Raw genomic sequence first — 16,807 nt, 5'->3', positions numbered from 1 at the left:
GCCCACCCCGCTCATTCCGTTCCCTCTCATCCGGACTATGACCGTCGGCGCCGGAGTTTCACCGGACTCTGCTGACCCCCGGCCTCTCGGCCGGAGCGCTCGCGGGCTTTCACCGCCGGTGGGGAGTTTCACCCCGCCCCGAGAACATGCGTGATTTGCCCCGGATCGACGCCCGGGGCAAGAGCCCTCAGCGGGCCTCGTGATAGCGCGCGTCGAGTGCGTCGATGGCGCCGACGTTGCCCGCCGACTTGCCCTCGGGGTCGAAAGCTGCACCAAGAAAAGCGTCGGCGATATCCTTGGCCAGCTCCGCCCCCACGACCCGCGCACCCATGGTGATGACCTGCGCATTGTTCGAGGTCGCGGCCTTGCCCGCCGAATAGGTGTCGTGGGTCTGCGCAGCGCGAATGCCCGGCACCTTGTTGGCCGACAGGCAGACGCCGATGCCGGTACCGCAACACAGGATCGCGCGCTCGTATTCGCCCTTGAGCACGCCCTGACAGACGCGGTCAGACAGGTCGGCATAGAATTCGCCGCCCTCGGGCGGGGTGGAGAGGTCGGACACGTCGTGCCCGCGGGCCGAAAGATGCTCGGCCAGCGTCTTGGCCAGCGGCGCGCCCGCGCTGTCGCCTGCAATCGCGAGTTTCATGATGGGGTCTCCCTCTAGATTGGATCAGATAACGACGGCGCAGCGGTGCAGGAGGTCGAGATAGCCCTCGACCTCCCAGGCCGAACGCCCGATGAACAGCCCATCAATCGAGGGCTGTGCAATGAGTTCGGCGCAGTTGCCGGGATTGACGCTGCCGCCATAAAGACACGGCAGTGGCCGTCCCATAATGCGCGCCGATACTTCCTTGATACCAGCATGACGGGCATCGGCGTAATCGGCCGAGGCCGGCACGCCGCCCTCGCCGATCGCCCAAACCGGCTCGTATGCCAACAAGATAGTGGCGGATTTCTGCCCCTCATCGAGAAGCGCGAGCGCTCCCTCGACCTGCGCGGCTAATATATCGTCGGCTCGGCCTGCCCCCTTGTCCTCAGCGGTCTCGCCAATACAGATCAGCGGGATCAGCCCGTGCCGGACAGCGGCCTCGGTCTTGAGCCCGACCGTCTCGTCGGTCTCGCCGAAATGGGCGCGACGTTCGGAATGACCCAGTTCGACGATGTCGAGCCCGCAGTCGGTCAGCATCGGGGGCGAGATTTCACCCGTCCAAGCGCCTTGATCGGCCCAGTGCATGTTCTGGGCTCCAACCTTCACGTCGCTATCCGCCAGCATCATGGCGACTTCGCGCGCGGCAGTGAACGGCGGGATCACGAAGCGTTGGATGCGGGGGTCCGGGGCGGCCCCGGCCAGCACCTCGGCGAAGGCGCGCGCCTCTGCGAGCGTCTTGTTCATCTTCCAGCTGGTGCCGATCCAGAGCCGGTCGTCCATGTCAGTCCCCTTCCGCGAAATGTAACCTGATGCCGTCTTGGCGAAGTGCGTCAGCCTGCGTGTGATCCAGGGCACCACTGGTCACCACCCCATCGAAATCCCCGAGATCGGCCAGCAAATGCAGCGCGTTACGCCCGAATTTCTGATGATCAACCATCAGGTAGCGCCGTGCCGCCGAGGCGATCATCGCCCGTTTGACTCCCAGAACCTCCTGGTCTTGGTGGAACGCGCTCCGGCCTGAAACCGCCGAGGAAGAAATCAGCGCCATATCAGCGCGCAGGTCGCGCAGGGCGGTTTCCGTCAACACACCGAAAAACCCATTGAACTTGGAGGCGTAGTTGCCTCCGAGCGCGATCAGCTCGATCCCCTGACGACCTGACAAATCGGCGATCAGACCGAGGTTGTTAGTAATAACGGTGAGAGGCCGGATCGCTGCCAAATGTGGCGCCAAAGCCTGAGAGGTCGATCCGTCATCGACCATCACGCTCATCCCTGGCTCTACGAAGCTGGCCACATGCCGGGCAATCCGCGCCTTCTCTTCGCCCGCCATGCGCGCACGGTAGCGGAAGTCACTCTCGAACTGGCCCGAAGACTCCAACGTCGCGCTGCCGCGCAACTTCCGCAGTCGCCCCTCGGCCTCCAGTGCGTCGAGATCGCGATGGATTGTCATCTTCGACACACCAAAGTGCTCTGACAACGCCTCCAGCGTGGCACTGCCCTGCTCGACCAGCATTTCAACGATCTCGTGACGGCGGTCCTCGGGTCTCAAATGTTGTGTCCTCATGCCTGCATGACACCGAATATCACAGAATCCCGGGCATCACAACATTATATTTGTGATATTGTGATTTATCATTGTGATATTTGTGATATTAAGCTAGGCAATGTCACGACTCGAACAGGAGCTTCGATGACCGAACACGCCCCGGCGCTGGCCCGCGCCGCCACCGATACCCGCGCCTTCGCGCTGGCCAACTGCATCCGCGCACTCGCCATTGACGGCGTTGAAGCCGCGAACTCCGGTCATCCCGGTGCGCCGATGGGCATGGCTGAAGCCGCGACCGTGCTATGGACCAGACATATGAAGTTCGACGCCGCGCGGCCCGACTGGCCCGACCGCGATCGCTTCGTGCTGTCGAACGGCCACGGCTCGATGCTGCTCTATGCACTGCTGCATCTGACCGGCTTTGAGGACATGCCGGTTGAGGAACTCAAAAACTTTCGCCAATGGGGCGCGAAGACCGCAGGCCATCCCGAATACGGGCACGTCGCAGGAGTGGACGTCACCACTGGTCCGCTGGGCCAAGGTCTTGCGGGGGCTGTCGGCATGTGCATGGCGGAGGCGCATCTCGCGGCGCGCTTCGGCCGCGAAGTTGTCGATCATCGGACTTGGGTGTTCTGCGGTGATGGTTGCCTGATGGAGGGGATCAGCCAAGAGGCGATCTCGCTAGCGGGCCATCTGAAGTTGAGCAAGCTCTGCGTACTCTATGACGACAATGGCATTTCGATCGACGGCACCACCGACAAGTCCTTCACCGAGGACACGACCGGTCGGTTCGAGGCCGCGGGCTGGCAAGTGATTGCCTGCGACGGACATGACGTCACCGCCCTCGATGAGGCAATCACCCGCGCCAAAGCCGAGACGACACGCCCGACGCTGATCCGCATGCGCACGGTGATCGGACTGGCTCGCCCAACAAGGCCGGAACTGCCGCCTCGCATGGTGCGCCGCTGGGCGCCGAGGAGCGTGCACTGGTGCGCCAGGCGCTCGACTGGGCCAACGAGGATTTCTCCATTCCCGCAGAGTTGCTCTCCGAATGGCGCGCCGCCGGAGCGCGCGGTGCAGCGGACCGTGAGGCATGGGAGATGCGGCTTTCCGCCCTCCCGGCGGACCAGCGAACCGAGTTCTCCCGCAGGATCGCAGGCGAAATGCCTGATGGCTTCGACACCGCCGTAGCACAGGCACGTGCAGCGCTTTACGCCAGCCCGCAGAAGGTCGCTACCCGCAAGGCGAGCCAGATCGCGCTGGAGACGCTGGCCGAGGTCTGCCCCGAGATGATCGGCGGCTCGGCCGACCTGACCGGCTCGAACCTCACCCGCGTCAAAGCCGTGGACAGCGATTTCCAGGCCGGCAGCCTTGGGGGGCGCTATGTCTCTTGGGGCGTGCGCGAGTTCGGCATGGCCGCGGCGATGAACGGCATGAGTGTGCATGGTGGCGTCATACCGTACGGGGGCACCTTCCTCGTCTTTTCGGACTACGCCCGTAACGCAATCCGGCTTTCGGCGTTGATGGGCGTCGGCACAGTCTATGTCATGACCCATGACAGCATCGGGCTAGGCGAGGACGGTCCCACCCACCAACCGGTCGAGCACCTGATTTCCCTGCGCGCCATTCCGGGCCTCAATGTGTTTCGTCCCGCCGATGCGGTGGAGACACTGGAATGCTGGGAGCTGGCAATCCGGTCGCGACGTGCGCCGTCGCTGCTGGCGCTGTCGCGCCAGGCAGTGCCGCAACTACGCGCGTCGGGCGAAGAGAACTTGAGCGCCAAGGGCGCCTATGTGATCCGGCAGTTCGGCGAAAGACGCGATGTCACGCTGATCGCCACCGGCACCGAAGTCGCCCTCGCCGTCGAGGCAGCCGAAGCGCTGTACGCCGAAGGGTGCGGTGCAGCCGTTGTCTCGATGCCGAGCTGGGAGCTGTTCGACACACAGCCGCCGAGCTACCGCGCCGAAGTGCTGGGGGATGCGCCGCGTGTGGCCGTCGAGGCGGCGAGCAAGCTCGGCTGGACCCGCTACGTCGCCTCCGAAGAAGATGTGATCGGCATGGACGGCTTTGGCGCGTCGGCCCCCGCCGAGGTGCTGTATGAGAAGTTCGGCATTACCCGAGACGCCATCATGGCTCGGGCCAGAGCCCTGATCGAGGCAAGGCCGTGACCCCTCTCTCGTTGTCTGGCGATGCCGTCATCACCGCGCCTTCGCTTGAAGCGCATCTTGCAACGCGCAGTGGCAACGCAGCCTTGACCGGAATCGCATGCGCCATTGCTCACGCTGCCGCGCCGATCGCGGCGCGGCTCGCTCAAGCCGGGCTCCCGGGCGATCCGGCTCAGATCGTCGGCACCAACGACAGCGGAGATCGGCAAAAGGCGCTCGACCGCGCTGCGCATGAGCACCTGCTGGAGGCATTGGCGCGTGTCGATGTGCGCGCGGTAGTCTCCGAGGAGGCCGAAGATGAGATCACGCTGCACCCGGTGGGTCGCTACGATGTCGCCATCGATCCGATCGACGGCTCGGGCAGCATTGGCATCGGCGCGCCGCTTGGCCTGCTGTTTTGCGTGTTCGAGGCTGGCAATACGCTGCAGCGTCCAGGCACGGAGGTCATCGCGGCAGGCTACGTCTCCTTTGGCCACAGCACCGACATGGGGCTGAGCCTTGGCAATGGGGTAGACCTCTTCACGCTGGATCCGGCTTCGGGACGCTTTCACCTCGCCCGTGAGCAGGTCCGCATCCCCGAAAACAAGCCAATGATCGCCTACAATGCCTCGAACACGGGCCATTGGCCTGCCCCTCTGCGCGATCACGTCGAAACCCGCATTGAAGCCGGCGCCAACATGCGCTGGATCGCGGCCGCCGTGGGCGACCTCCACCGGATCCTGCTGCAGGGAGGTATCTTCCTCTATCCGGCGGACGCGCGGAAAGGCTACGAAAACGGCCGCCTTCGGCTGCTCTACGAAGCCTTCCCGATCGCCTACCTGATCGAGCAGGCCGGAGGCGCTGCCACCGATGGGACGACCCGCATTCTGGATCGCATCACCGAGCGCCTGCACCAGCACAGCCCGCTCATTTTTGGCGACCGCGACATGGTCGCTGCCATTCCCCGCCACTGAGGAGACAACCCATGGCCCGCATCACGCTCCGCCAGCTTCTCGACCACGCCGCCGAAAATGGCTACGGTGTGCCCGCCTTCAACATCTCCAACATGGAGCAGGGCCTCGCCGTCATGGCCGCCGCAGACAAGGCCCAGGCACCAGTCATACTTCAGGCCAGCCGCGGCGCGCGCGCCTATGCCGGCGATGGCGTACTGGCCCGGCTGATCGACGCATTGGTCGACCAATATCCGCACATCCCGGTCTGCATGCATCTTGACCATGGCAATAATCTTGCCACCTGCGTCACTGCAATCCAGAACGGCTTCACCTCGGTAATGATGGACGGCTCGCTCAAGGCCGACGGAACCACACCCGCAGACTACGCGTACAACGCGGACATTACTCGCCGTGTGGTCGAGATCGCCCATGCCGCCGGCGTCTCAGTCGAAGGCGAACTGGGCGTGCTTGGCAGCCTCGAGACTGGCATAGGTGATCAGGAGGACGGGCACGGGGCGACTGAAAAGCTGAGCCATGACCAACTCCTTACCGATCCCGAGGAGGCCGAACGCTTCGTTTCCGAGACCGGAGTCGACGCGTTGGCGGTCGCCATGGGTACTAGCCACGGTGCCTACAAGTTCACCCGCGAGCCCGACGGCGAAGTGCTGGCAATGGACGTGATTGAGGCGATCCACAAGCGGTTGCCAAACACTCACCTGGTGATGCACGGCTCCTCTTCTGTTCCCCAGGATCTCTGCGCCAACATCAATGCTCATGGCGGTGCGATCCGTCCGACTTGGGGCGTGCCGATGGAGGAGATCCGACGTGGTATCCGTCACGGCGTGCGCAAGATCAACATCGACACCGATATCCGCTTGGCAATCACCTCCGCCATTCGCGAAACCTTGGCGAATGATCCTGCCGAGTTCGATCCGCGCAAGTACATGAAACCCGCCATGACAGCGGTGACGAAGCTCTGCGTCGAGAAGTTCGAAACCTTTGGTACCGCCGGTCATGCCGAGCATATTCGCGCTCTGGCACTCCACAAGATGGCGACAATTTATCGCGCCGCCTGAGAAAAGCCGAGCCCTGCCCTCCTGATTGGCATGGCTCCCCTGCAAGGACACAAATCCGGAGGGGCCGTGATGACTATTACCCGGATTGCCCGAGACGCTTTATCCCGTGATCCGTTACGCTGGTGCTCGGTTCCAGCAGCGCCACGTCTGGCGGGAGGGCTGATATGACACATTACCTGCTCGGCCTCGACAGTGGTCTGACAGTCACCAAGCAGTGGTGTTCCGCACAGACGGCACGGTCGTCGCGCAGGGAAAATGCGCAGTGCCCCAGATCAAGGCGATCGCGCATCATGTGGAGCGCGACATGGCGGGGCACTGGGATGCGTCTGCCCGTGCCATCCGCGTCGCGCTAGAGGCTGCCGCGCAGGTGGAGGGCAACTGCGTCACCCCCGCGGCTGTCGCGGTCGCCGGGCATGGTGACGGGCTATACCTGCTCGATCATGACGGTGAGCCGTTGGGGCCGGCAGCAACCTCGCTCGACAGCCGGGCGCAGAAGGTCATCGAAGGCTGGGACGCCGATGGCACGACGGATCGAGCCCTTGCACTCTGCGGCCAGCAGCCCTTTCCTGCCTCACCCGCAGCCCTGCTCGCATATATCCGTGACACCGAACCCAGCCGATATGCCCGCATTGGCGCGATCCTGTCCTGTAAGGACTGGCTGCGTTATAGGCTGACTGGCGAAATCGGAACCGACTTCACCGAGGCCAGTGTCGCCTTTACCGACATGCGCAGCCAATCATACAGCGCGGAGGCTCTGGAGCTATTCGGCCTCGGCGACTTGTCTCAAGCGCTGCCATCGGTTCATCTCCCCGGCGCAATCGTCGGTCATGTCACGCGTGAAGCTGCGGCGGCAACCGGCCTACCCATAGGCCTGCCCGTCGCCGCCGGACTGCACGACGTCGTCGCCTGCGCAGTAGGGTCCGGCGTCGCGGGGCCTGATGTTCTCGCAGTGGTGGCCGGCACATATTCGATCAACGAGACCTTCCGCACCGCGCCTCAGTCCGGGCCCGGCTGGCTGACCCGCAACGGCCTCATGCCCGGTCAATGGAACTGCATGTCCATCTCGCCTGCCTCAAGCGCCAATCTCGACTGGTTCGTGCAGCAGGCTGCGCGTGACGCGCTGGAAATCGACGACCCCTTTTCGATGCTGCAGCAGGAGCTCGACGCGGTCGAGCAGGATCCCTCGGACATTCTCTATCTCCCCTATCTCTTTGGATCGCCGTACCGGTCAGACGTGGCTGGTGCTTTTCTGGGCCTACGTGGCTGGCACGGACGCGGTCACATGCTGCGCGCCGTGGCCGAGGGCATTGCTTTCAATCATCGCCAGCACGTCGATGCGCTCGACCCCGAACGAAGCATCCCTTCGGTGCGACTGACTGGCGGCAGCAGTCGCAATCCCTATTTCGCGCAGATGATGGCCGACACGCTCGAACGGCGGGTCGAGGTACCGACAACGCTAGAAGCCGGCGCACTCGGTGTCGCGATCTGCGCCGGCCTTGCCTCCGGGATTTATGACAGTTGGGAGGAGGCCCAAGCGCGCACTATTGGGTCGCTTAGGAGCTACAGTCCCGGCAGCGCCTCTGCTCGGCTGCGCGTGGGCTATGCGCGTTACAGGGACGCCGCTGCTGCATTGATCGACCTTCAAGCAAGGACCCGACATACATGAGCGACACGAGACGTGGTGCCCTCCTGCAGCGCCTGCGCGACACGCGGCATGTCCCGGTGCTGATCGTGGGCGGCGGGATCAATGGAATGGGGACCTTTCGCGACCTGGCCCTGCAAGGGGTCGATTGCCTCCTGGTCGAGCGCGGAGATTTCTGCTCAGGCACCAGTCGCGCCCCGTCGCGAATGATTCATGGCGGATTGAAATATCTCGAAACCGGGGAGTTCCGTCTGGTTCGCGAAAGCGCAGAGGAGCGCAATCGCCTGCTCCAGAACGCCGCGCATTACGTCCATCCCCTTGAGATGATCATCCCGATCTATTCCTGGACCGCGGGGATCCTGCCGGCGCTGCGCCGGTTCTTGCGCCGTCCCGCGAAGCTCACCGAACGTGGCGCGGCGGTGATCAAGTTCGGGCTTACGCTCTACGACCTCTACGGACGCTCGAACCGCGTCCTGCCCCGCCACCGGATGATTCGGCGGGCGGATGCGCTGCGCGAAATCCCTGATCTCGACCCGCAGATCCGCATCGCAGCCTCCTATTACGACGCTTGGATTACCTCGCCCGAAAGGCTGGTTATCGAGCTGGCGCTCGACGGGATGGAAGCGAACCCTGCCAGCATGGCGTTGAACCATGTGAGCTTCGACGGAATGGAGAGCGACCGGGCGCGGTTGCGCGATGCCACGACGGGCGAAGTCTTCTTGGTGGGCTGTGATCTGATGATCAACGCTGCAGGCCCATGGATCGACCGGGTGAACGCCGCTGCGGGCGAGGCCGGCCGCATGATCGGCGGCACGAAAGGCAGCCATCTGCTGCTGGACCTGCCGATCTTTGCGCGCAGTCTCGAAGGGCGGATGATGTATTTCGAAGCAGAAGGCGGTCGGATCTGTCTTGTCTCCAATTTCATGGGACACGTGCTTCTAGGCTCGACCGACCTTGCAACCGAAGATCCCGACGGGGCGGTTTGCACCGACGAGGAGGTCGACTACCTGCTAGACGCCTTCCGCCGGATTTTTCCTGGGGTGACGGCAACACGGGACAACATCTTTTTCAGCTACACCGGAGTTCGCCCCCTGCCCGCACAGAATGCCTCGGACCCAGGCGCGATCAGCCGCGATCATTCCATACCCGTCCTCCCTCCCACCGAGGAACGCAACTTTCCGATCCTGTCATTAGTCGGCGGCAAATGGACGACCTTTCGCTCCTTCTCGGCTGAGGTAACGGACGTGGCACTGTCCTGTTTGAGCCGGGAACGGCGCCGCACGACAAAAGACGTGGCGATTGGTGGTGGCGTCGGCCTGTCACAAAGAGCCAGCGATGCAGAGGCGCTCTTGTCGGACCTCACGGCCACGGGCCTGTCGCGGACCCGGGCGGCGCGGCTTCTAACCTGTTATGGATCGCGGGCTCGGTTGGTCGCGAACTCCTTCAGGGGGCCGGAAACTTTCCTGACGCAGCTTCCAGACGTCTCGCACGAGGAACTCGTTTTCATCGTTCGGCACGAGGTAGTCCACAGTGCGCAGGATGTTCTCTTCGGGAGGGGGGCGCTGTTCCTGGAACGTCCGCTGCCCCGCGCCGCGCTGTCGGAGTTGGTCCTAGCGCTCGCCGGAATTCTCGATTGGGATGCGGCGCGCATCACCTTGGAAGAGGAAAACTTGGTAGAGCGCTACAGGCGGCATCATCGTATTAGATTTGATGCTGAAGGCATGCCGCAGTTTGTCTGACGGCAAGGGAGAGACGACGGGACATCCTCGAGCTTTTGCTCGGAACAGGGCACGGTCCAGATCGTGAAGTTGATCTTACGTTATTGACCGGCATTGTCAGGTTTATGGTGCTGCGGAGGTCGGATAGCCGGCTCACATGCCGAATCTCGACGATCTCTCGCGCCTCAAGGGCCATCGATTTCCGCGGACCGTGATCGGCTACGCCGTCTGGGCCTACCACCGCTTCGCTCTGAGCCTGCGCGATGTGGAGGATCTTCTCGCGGAGCGCGGGGTCACTGTGTCCCACGAGACGATCCGGATCTGGGTCGTGAAGTTCGGGACGCAGTTCGCCGCGAAGATCCGACGCGACCGCCCCGGGCCAGCCGACAAATGGCATTTCGACGAGGTCGTCCTCATGATCAACGGCGTCAGACATTGGCTGTGGCGGGCGATCGACGCGAACAGCGACGTGTTGGACATCCTCGTGCAGTCGCGCCGCAACACGGCGGCCGCCAGGCGGTTCATGCACAAGCTATTCAAGCGGTGGGGCCTGCCGCTGGTGATGGTGACCGACAAGCTCGGACCCTATCCGGCCGCGAAGGCAGAACTCGCCCCCGGCGTCGCAGTTCGCCGAGGGCTTATGTGATCATCCGGGATAGAACAGTTATATTATGGCCCGCATGAAAGCTATAATGCGTGATGCCAGGCAGGCGAATGACAAGGATGATCCAACAGGCTTGCCAACTCGTCGTCCAGCAGCATCGCTGTGATCGACATGCCGGCCATATCCAGCGATGTGTAGTAGTGACCGATCAAGGTTCGATGCGCCATGACACCACGGGCGCGCAACCGCTGTCTGAGGCGTCGGTTGATGATGTAAAGTTCCATCATCGGCGTGCTGCCAAGCGAATTGACCAAAAGCGCGACCCGATCACCCTCGGCCGGCGCCATTTCTGACAGGATCCGGTCGACAACCAGGTCCGTTGCCTCATCGGCGCCGACCAGCCTGTCGCTGGCGATACCGCGTTCGCCATGAACCCCGACACCAATCTCCATCTTTTCAGGACCAATTCGGAAACTGGGGCGGCGCGTTTCGAGGGAGGTGCCCGGTTCAAGGGCGATGCCCATGGTGAAGCACCGTTGTGTCGCACGATTGGCAAGTTCGACGCAGCGCTCCAACGGCAGCATCCGGTCGCATGCGGCACCGGCGATCTTGAAGACGAAGACATTTCCGGCCACGCCACGCCGCGCTGCGCGCGTCTCAACCGGAGCAGAGGCAATGTCGTCGGTGGTGATGACTGATCGCACCGGGATACCCCGTGCGGCGGCCATCTCGGCAGCCATCTCGAAATTCATCACGTCGCCCGAAAAATTGCCGAAGATGTGCAGCACCCCTGCCCCGCCATCGGCAGCCAGCGTGGCCGCCAGGATCGGATCGGGCGGCGGCGCGGCAAAGACGTTGCCGATTGCGACGGCATCGGCCAGACCGGCCCCGACATAGCCGAAAAACCCCGGTTCGTGCCCCGATCCGCCGCCGATGACCAAACCCACCTTTCCGGGACGGGGGCCGGTCACGGCTTTCAGAGCGCGCGGCGCGCCTTCGATGGGGGCTAGCAGCTCTTCATGCGCCAAGACCGCTCCCGCAATTGTCTCGCTGACGGCATCTTGGGAGCGATTAAGGAATTTCTTGACCCGCACGCGCTCGGGCAGGGCGGCTGCTGGCTTGCCGGCGCGCTTGGGGGCGTCGATATCGCGACCTTCGGAGGCAAGGATCGCGCGGGCCGTATCGGCATCGGTGACCATGACGTTGACCAGCCTGCCACGCAGGGCCGCCAGAATGGCCTGCACCTTGTCCATCCCGCCAGCGACACCGATGCGGCAGGGAATCTTGCCCAGGCTGTTCAGGTCGATGCCGATGGTGCGTGCCTCGAGCGGTCCGTCGACGACCTCGCCCGTGGCTGAAATCAACCGCCCTGCGATGCTGCCTACCGCCGCATTCGCATAAGCCTGCGCGTCCACCGCGTCGAAGAAACCGCTGCTGTGAATCGTGCTTTCGGGACGCAGCGAAGAGATCCCCAGAATGATTCGGTTCGCCTCGGCCAAGACCTTCATCTGTTCGGCGATCACCGGTTCGTGCAGCAAGAGCGTGCGCATGTCCGGAGAGGATACGATCGCGGGTGCCGATATCGGAATGCAGCGCGCGCCGAGGGCGTCGGCCAGCGTGGTCGCGCAGGCCTCTGGGGTCCAGGGGATCTTGGCTGTCGTGCCGCCCGTCGCCTGGACGATGCGAAGGTCCTGCAACCCGCCAGTACGGACGCTGTCAGCCATCGACAGCACGGTGCGCCCCCAAGTGACCGCGATCGTGTCGCCTGATTGCGCCGTCCTGGCCAGAAGCTGCGCCCCCGCTGCCCCCAACCGGTCTACAAGTGGACTGCCCCCTCCTTCCGAGGGGATCACAAGACAATCCGACAGGTTGAAATGGTCCTGCAGGCTCTGGGCGATGCTGAGGGCGCGAAAGCGATCGGGATCGATCTCGATCGAGACGATGCCCCGCGCCCGCGCATCCGCTAGGTAAGCATTGACCGAGGCACGGGACACGCCCATCTGCGCCGCGATATCCCCTTGGGTCATGCCTTCTTCGTAATAGAGCCAAGCCGCCCACAGCAACGGATCCTCACCGAACCGCAGGGGACTGCGAACGGTGCCCCCCACCCGCATCGACTGACCGCCGGTCATGATGAAGCCGGGCGCGACCGGACCATGGCCCATTGCGCCATGCTGTCCAGCAGCGCTGCCGCCGACGCCGCCCCGGGGTCCACGTGTCCAAGGCTGCGCGGCCCAAGTCGCGCCGCCCGCCCCTTGACCGCCATCATCGCACGGGTCGCCTTGGCACCCTCGGCGGCAGCCGAGGCTGCGTCCTTTAGAATATGTGCGACATCCTGTTCCGTTGCCAAACCGGCACGGACGGCATGGGCTGCAGGGGCCCAGGCATCGGATCATGGTCTTGTCGCCCGGCTTACTGGCCCCGCGCGCGGCGATGCCCTCGGACATCGCGATGATCACCTCGGGCAGGCGCGCCAGCGGTATTTCGGTCGTAGCGCCCAAGGCTTGGGCGGCCCGCATCAGCGCGCTGGCATAGAGCGGACCGGTCGTCGCACCAATCTCGTTGAGCAATGCGCGGGCGGCCAACATCATGCCATCGGCCAGCATCGGCACCGCGCCTCGCCTTCCGACAGCGCCTTTGCGGCAGCGGCAAAGCCAACCGACATGGAGACCCCGTGATCGGCATCGCCGATCTCGCCGTCCAGTTCGGCCAGATAGTCCTGTTCCACAGCCATGCGCGCGGCAAGGCTGCGGAACAGCAAGGTCAGGTCGTGTCGGGTGAACATCTGCATGCCGACGATTATCGGCGCGAAGCCACGGCGATGCAACGCCGCGGCTTCGCCCATCACGTCCGGGACAGCCGCGTTGCCACGCTGTCCGCCAGCTTCGTCAGGATCAGCGCGCAAGAGGTCGCGCCCGCATCCAGCACACCGCGCGAGCGTTCCCCCAGTCGGCTGGCACGTCCAAGCCGCGCAACCATATCGATGGTGCTGTCGCGTCCTTCCTCGGCCGCCTGTGCCATTGCCATCAGTGCATTCTCGAAGCCGTCGGGGCGGGTGGCCTCATAAGCCGAGATTGCCGGCACCAAGCAGTCGACAAGGGTCTTGTCACCCAGTTCGGCGGCGCCCGTGGTCCGGACGCCCTGAAGACCCGCTCGCAGCATGACCCCGAAACCCTCTGCATCGATCGCCTGACGCCCTTCGATCGCGCGGGCCATGTTGCCGAACATGAACCCATAGAGCGGCCCCATCGACCCACCGATCTCAGTCATCAGCACGTCCGACAGCACCGAAAGCGCCTCGTCCAGCGTCAGATTCTGACCGGCGATGCGCTCGGCGGCCCGTCCAAAGCCCTTAGCCATGTTGATGCCGTGATCGCCGTCACCGATCAGGCCGTCGATCTCGGACAGATAGGCCTTGTTGGCGACGATGACGGTTGCCAAGTCGGTCACGATGCCGGACGCCGCGTGCATGTCAAGGCGCGGATCGCCCACGGCTTCGGGGGCGCGTTCGATCGCAGCCTCGGCCTTGGCGGCTCCGCTTCGCCGGGTGCGCGGGGCGGATGTCGCGGCGATCGGCTGGACGGGCGCGCCCGACAGGCTCATCCCCGGTGAGGCGCATTCGACGTCAAGCAGTTCCTTCAGCTCGTCGTCCAGCGCCATGACCGTCAACGTCGCCCCCACCATCTCGAGCGAGGTGAAATAATTGCCGACGATGGCGCGATGTACCTTCAGACCCGCGCCCTCCAGCCCGGTCTCAATCCGGTCAAAAAGGACATAAAGCTCGTTGACCGGTGTCGCGCCCAGACCCGAGACCAGCACTGCGACCTCGGTCCCTGCCTTCAGGTCCTGATCCTCCAGCACGATCCGCAGCATGTCGTCTGCGATGTCATCGGCGCGTTTCAGCGGCTCGACCCGGGCGCCGGGTTCGCCGTGATGGCCGATGCCTACCTCCATCGTGCCGGCGGCGATCTGGAAGTTCGGATGGCCCACCGCCGGAAGCGTGCAGGGCCCCAAGCCGACGCCGACCGAGCGGCAGGCATCGATGGCCTTCTGCGCGGCCGCCTGGACTTGCGCCAGATCGCCACCAAGCGCCGCGCGGGCACCGCCGATCTTCCACATGAAGATTTCGCCTGCCACGCCCCGCCGCTTGGCACGCTCGGAGGGCGGGGCCGAACAGACGTCGTCATTGGCCACGACCAGCGCCACCTCGATGCCGTCTTCGGCCACCATGTCGCGCGCCATCTTTACGTTCATGTTGTCGCCGGCATAATTGCCGTAAAGCACCGCGACCCCAGCCCCGCCATCCGCCGCACGGATTGCATCCGCGAAGGCCTGCGCCGTCGGTGACGAGAACAGTTCGCCTACGGCCACGGCATCCACCATGTTGCGCCCGGCATAGCCGATGAAGGCGGGCTCGTGACCCGAGCCGCCACCGGTGACTATGCCCACGCGTCCCTCTTGCGGGGCGAATCGTGACAGCACGACGCGCGGGTTCGTCGGGTCCTTGCGGATCAGATCGCCATGCGCCTTGACGAAGCCCGCCACAGTTTCATCGACAATGTCGTCTGGGTCGTTGAAAAACCGCTGCATAGCCAGACCGGTCCGGGTATTCACGTCGCTGCTGTCCATCATTTCACCGTATATCCGCCATCGACCAGAAGATCGGCGCCATTGATCATCGCTGCCGCGTCCGAGGCCAGAAAGACCGCCGCCGCCGCGATCTCATCGGGTTCGGCAAAGCGGCCGACCGGGATCTGCGCCTTCATCGCGTCACCCTTGGGGCCCGCCCAAGCCTTGCGACCCAGATCGGTCATCACCACCGTCGGAGAGATGGCGTTAACCGTGATGCCATGCCGGCCCCATTCCAGCGCCAGCGTCTTTGTGACGCCCAGAATGCCAAATTTTGCCGCGCAATAGGCCACATGCCCATCGATCGCGACAGAACCCGCCTGGCTGGCCAGATTGATGATCCGCCCGCCCTTGCCTGCCGCGATCATGACGCGACCCACGGCCTGCGCCATGGCGAAGCTGCCGGTCAAATTGATGTCGATGGTGCGCGTCCATGCCTGGCTCGACAGATCCTCGGCTGGAGCCAGATCCACGATCCCGGCCGAGTTCACTAGGATGTCGATGCCGCCAAAGGCGCCGGTGGCATCCGCCACGGCGGATGCGATGCTGTCTGCGTCGGTCACGTCGCAAGAAAAGGCACGGGCCTCGCCGGGCAAATCCTTTGCCAGCTGCTCCGCGCTCTCAAGGTTCATGTCCAGCAGGGCGATCCTCGCGCCTTTTTGCGAAAATGCCTGCGCGATCGCCGCGCCGATCCCGGAGGCGGCACCCGTGACGACGGCCGTCCTGCCCGCCAGGGAAAAGTCCAGTGAAGCTGCCATAGCGATCCTCTGTCTAACGCGGGACCATCTCTGCCCACGCGGGTTGCGCGGCGGCAGGGATGATCCGGAAGTGTATTCCGTGAGTGGCCCCCGGTGCCCGTGGGCGCCGGGGAAGGTTTTGGACGGGCTTACTGGCGGGTGGCCAGCAGCGCGTCGACGTTCTCGGCCGTAACGGGGGTCCAGGGAACGTTATATTCGCTGTCGGCACCGCCATTCCACGGCATGTCGGGATACTGCTCCCAGATGTCGGACATGGGCTCGTAATCGGGACGGACGGCCTTGATGGCGACGTCGATGGCGCCAAGTGCCTGCGCCTCGCCATCCTGAAGGATGGAATCCATGCTGCCTTCCTTGACCGCGTTCAGCGCGTCGGTCACGCCGTCCACGCCCGCGATGGCGAAATTGTTGACATCCATGCTCGCGGCACGAATCGCCTCGATCGCACCCAAGGCCATTTCATCGTTCTGCGCGATGACACCTCGGATGTCGTTGCCATGCGAGGTCAGCCAGTTTTCCATCAGGCTCTGCGCCTCGGCGCGCGACCAGTTGGCGGTCTGGCGCTCCAGGATCTTGACGTCGGGGCATTCGGCCAAGGCTTTTTCGTTGCCCTCACCGCGCTGGATCTCTCCGGACTGGCCGATGGGGCCTTCGATAATGACGACGTCACCTTCGCAGTTCATCTTGTCCAGGACCGCCTTGGCCTCCAGATAGCCCGCTTCGACATCGTCCGACCCAACATAAGAGGTAAGCTGATCGCTGTTCACCCGCGCGTTCGAACCGACAACCGGAATGCCCGCATCGACCGCCAGCTGGACCGCCGTGGCACCCGCTTCGACATCCATTGGAGCAAAGACGATCGCGTCATAACCTTGGGTGATCATCGTCTCGAACTGATCCTGCTGGACCAGTGCATCATAACGGCCATCAAAGACCGTCAGTTCGACCATGCCCGACTGGACAGCGGGATGCTTCTCGCCGGCAGCCGACCACAGCTGCATGAATTCGGCGTTCAGGCCATAGGCGGCCATGCCGATCTTGATCGGATCGTCCTGCGCATGGACGGCCCCGCCCCAGCCCCAAGGCGAACA

General features: G+C 64.0%; 12 protein-coding genes, 2 pseudogenes and 1 riboswitch. Of the genes and pseudogenes, 6 read left to right on the top strand and 8 right to left on the bottom strand.

Annotated elements, in window-relative coordinates; genetic code table 11:
• Window positions 1-14: 14 nt before the first annotated feature.
• Window positions 15-150: riboswitch (FMN riboswitch) on the bottom strand.
• Between the two features lie 37 nt (window positions 151-187).
• From derI to MBELCI_RS13630, 3 genes are read right to left on the bottom strand one after another with little or no spacing between them, the layout of a single operon-like run.
• The gene (gene derI, locus MBELCI_RS13640; protein ID WP_021694830.1) at window positions 188-646 is read right to left on the bottom strand and encodes a D-erythrulose-4-phosphate isomerase; all 459 of its coding nucleotides are present in this window, start codon (window positions 644-646) and stop codon (window positions 188-190) included.
• A 24-nt stretch (window positions 647-670) separates the two neighbouring features.
• Window positions 671-1,429: a triose-phosphate isomerase gene (locus MBELCI_RS13635; protein ID WP_021694829.1), complete on the bottom strand. Its 759-nt coding sequence runs from the start codon at window positions 1,427-1,429 to the stop codon at window positions 671-673.
• A gap of 1 nt (window position 1,430) precedes the next feature.
• Window positions 1,431-2,213, bottom strand: coding sequence for a DeoR/GlpR family DNA-binding transcription regulator (locus tag MBELCI_RS13630; protein WP_268744189.1), 783 nt, complete (start codon window positions 2,211-2,213; stop codon window positions 1,431-1,433).
• A gap of 126 nt (window positions 2,214-2,339) precedes the next feature.
• Between MBELCI_RS13630 and tkt the strand changes: the two are divergent.
• From tkt to MBELCI_RS13600, 6 genes and pseudogenes are all read left to right on the top strand, one after another.
• Window positions 2,340-4,363: pseudogene (gene tkt, locus MBELCI_RS13625) on the top strand (transketolase).
• Window positions 4,360-5,313: a class 1 fructose-bisphosphatase gene (locus MBELCI_RS13620; protein ID WP_081698599.1), complete on the top strand. Its 954-nt coding sequence runs from the start codon at window positions 4,360-4,362 to the stop codon at window positions 5,311-5,313. The pseudogene tkt and the gene MBELCI_RS13620 overlap by 4 nt, the downstream one beginning before the upstream one ends.
• Window positions 5,314-5,324: 11 nt before the next feature.
• On the top strand, window positions 5,325-6,368 hold the full coding sequence (fba, locus tag MBELCI_RS13615; RefSeq protein WP_021694825.1) for a class II fructose-bisphosphate aldolase: 1,044 nt from the start codon (window positions 5,325-5,327) through the stop codon (window positions 6,366-6,368).
• 262 nt (window positions 6,369-6,630) lie between these two features.
• Window positions 6,631-8,034: an FGGY-family carbohydrate kinase gene (locus MBELCI_RS13610; RefSeq protein WP_021694824.1), complete on the top strand. Its 1,404-nt coding sequence runs from the start codon at window positions 6,631-6,633 to the stop codon at window positions 8,032-8,034.
• On the top strand, window positions 8,031-9,749 hold the full coding sequence (locus MBELCI_RS13605; RefSeq protein ID WP_021694823.1) for a glycerol-3-phosphate dehydrogenase/oxidase: 1,719 nt from the start codon (window positions 8,031-8,033) through the stop codon (window positions 9,747-9,749). The genes MBELCI_RS13610 and MBELCI_RS13605 overlap by 4 nt, the downstream gene beginning before the upstream one ends.
• A 136-nt stretch (window positions 9,750-9,885) precedes the next feature.
• Window positions 9,886-10,350 (top strand): annotated as a pseudogene (locus MBELCI_RS13600) (IS6 family transposase); the annotation flags it as partial.
• Window positions 10,351-10,415: 65 nt separating this feature from the next.
• On the opposite strand, the gene MBELCI_RS20010 reads toward MBELCI_RS13600, so the two are convergent.
• The 5 genes from MBELCI_RS20010 to MBELCI_RS13575 all read right to left on the bottom strand — a co-directional run bounded on the left by MBELCI_RS20010 (window position 10,416) and on the right by MBELCI_RS13575 (window position 16,747).
• The gene (locus MBELCI_RS20010) at window positions 10,416-12,938 is read right to left on the bottom strand and encodes a dihydroxyacetone kinase subunit DhaK (RefSeq protein ID WP_131505558.1); all 2,523 of its coding nucleotides are present in this window, start codon (window positions 12,936-12,938) and stop codon (window positions 10,416-10,418) included.
• Entirely contained in the window at window positions 12,920-13,177 is a 258-nt protein-coding gene (locus MBELCI_RS19435; protein WP_021694819.1) for a dihydroxyacetone kinase family protein, read from the bottom strand. The genes MBELCI_RS20010 and MBELCI_RS19435 overlap by 19 nt, the downstream gene beginning before the upstream one ends.
• Complete coding sequence (dhaL, locus tag MBELCI_RS13585; RefSeq protein ID WP_021694818.1) at window positions 13,177-14,964, bottom strand: dihydroxyacetone kinase subunit DhaL; 1,788 nt, start codon at window positions 14,962-14,964, stop codon at window positions 13,177-13,179. Before dhaL ends, MBELCI_RS19435 begins: the two co-directional genes overlap by 1 nt.
• Window positions 14,961-15,719, bottom strand: coding sequence for a GolD/DthD family dehydrogenase (locus MBELCI_RS13580; RefSeq protein WP_021694817.1), 759 nt, complete (start codon window positions 15,717-15,719; stop codon window positions 14,961-14,963). The genes dhaL and MBELCI_RS13580 overlap by 4 nt, the downstream gene beginning before the upstream one ends.
• A gap of 128 nt (window positions 15,720-15,847) precedes the next feature.
• A complete protein-coding gene (locus tag MBELCI_RS13575; protein WP_021694816.1) occupies window positions 15,848-16,747 on the bottom strand; it encodes a substrate-binding domain-containing protein in 900 nt (299 codons plus the stop codon).
• Between the last annotated feature and the right edge of the window lie 60 nt (window positions 16,748-16,807).

The sequence above is a fragment of the Limimaricola cinnabarinus LL-001 genome (assembly GCF_000466965.1).
Classification (GTDB): domain Bacteria; phylum Pseudomonadota; class Alphaproteobacteria; order Rhodobacterales; family Rhodobacteraceae; genus Limimaricola; species Limimaricola cinnabarinus.
The sequence above is the reverse complement of the archived record's forward strand: the minus strand, read 5'-3'. Positions and strand labels throughout refer to the sequence as shown.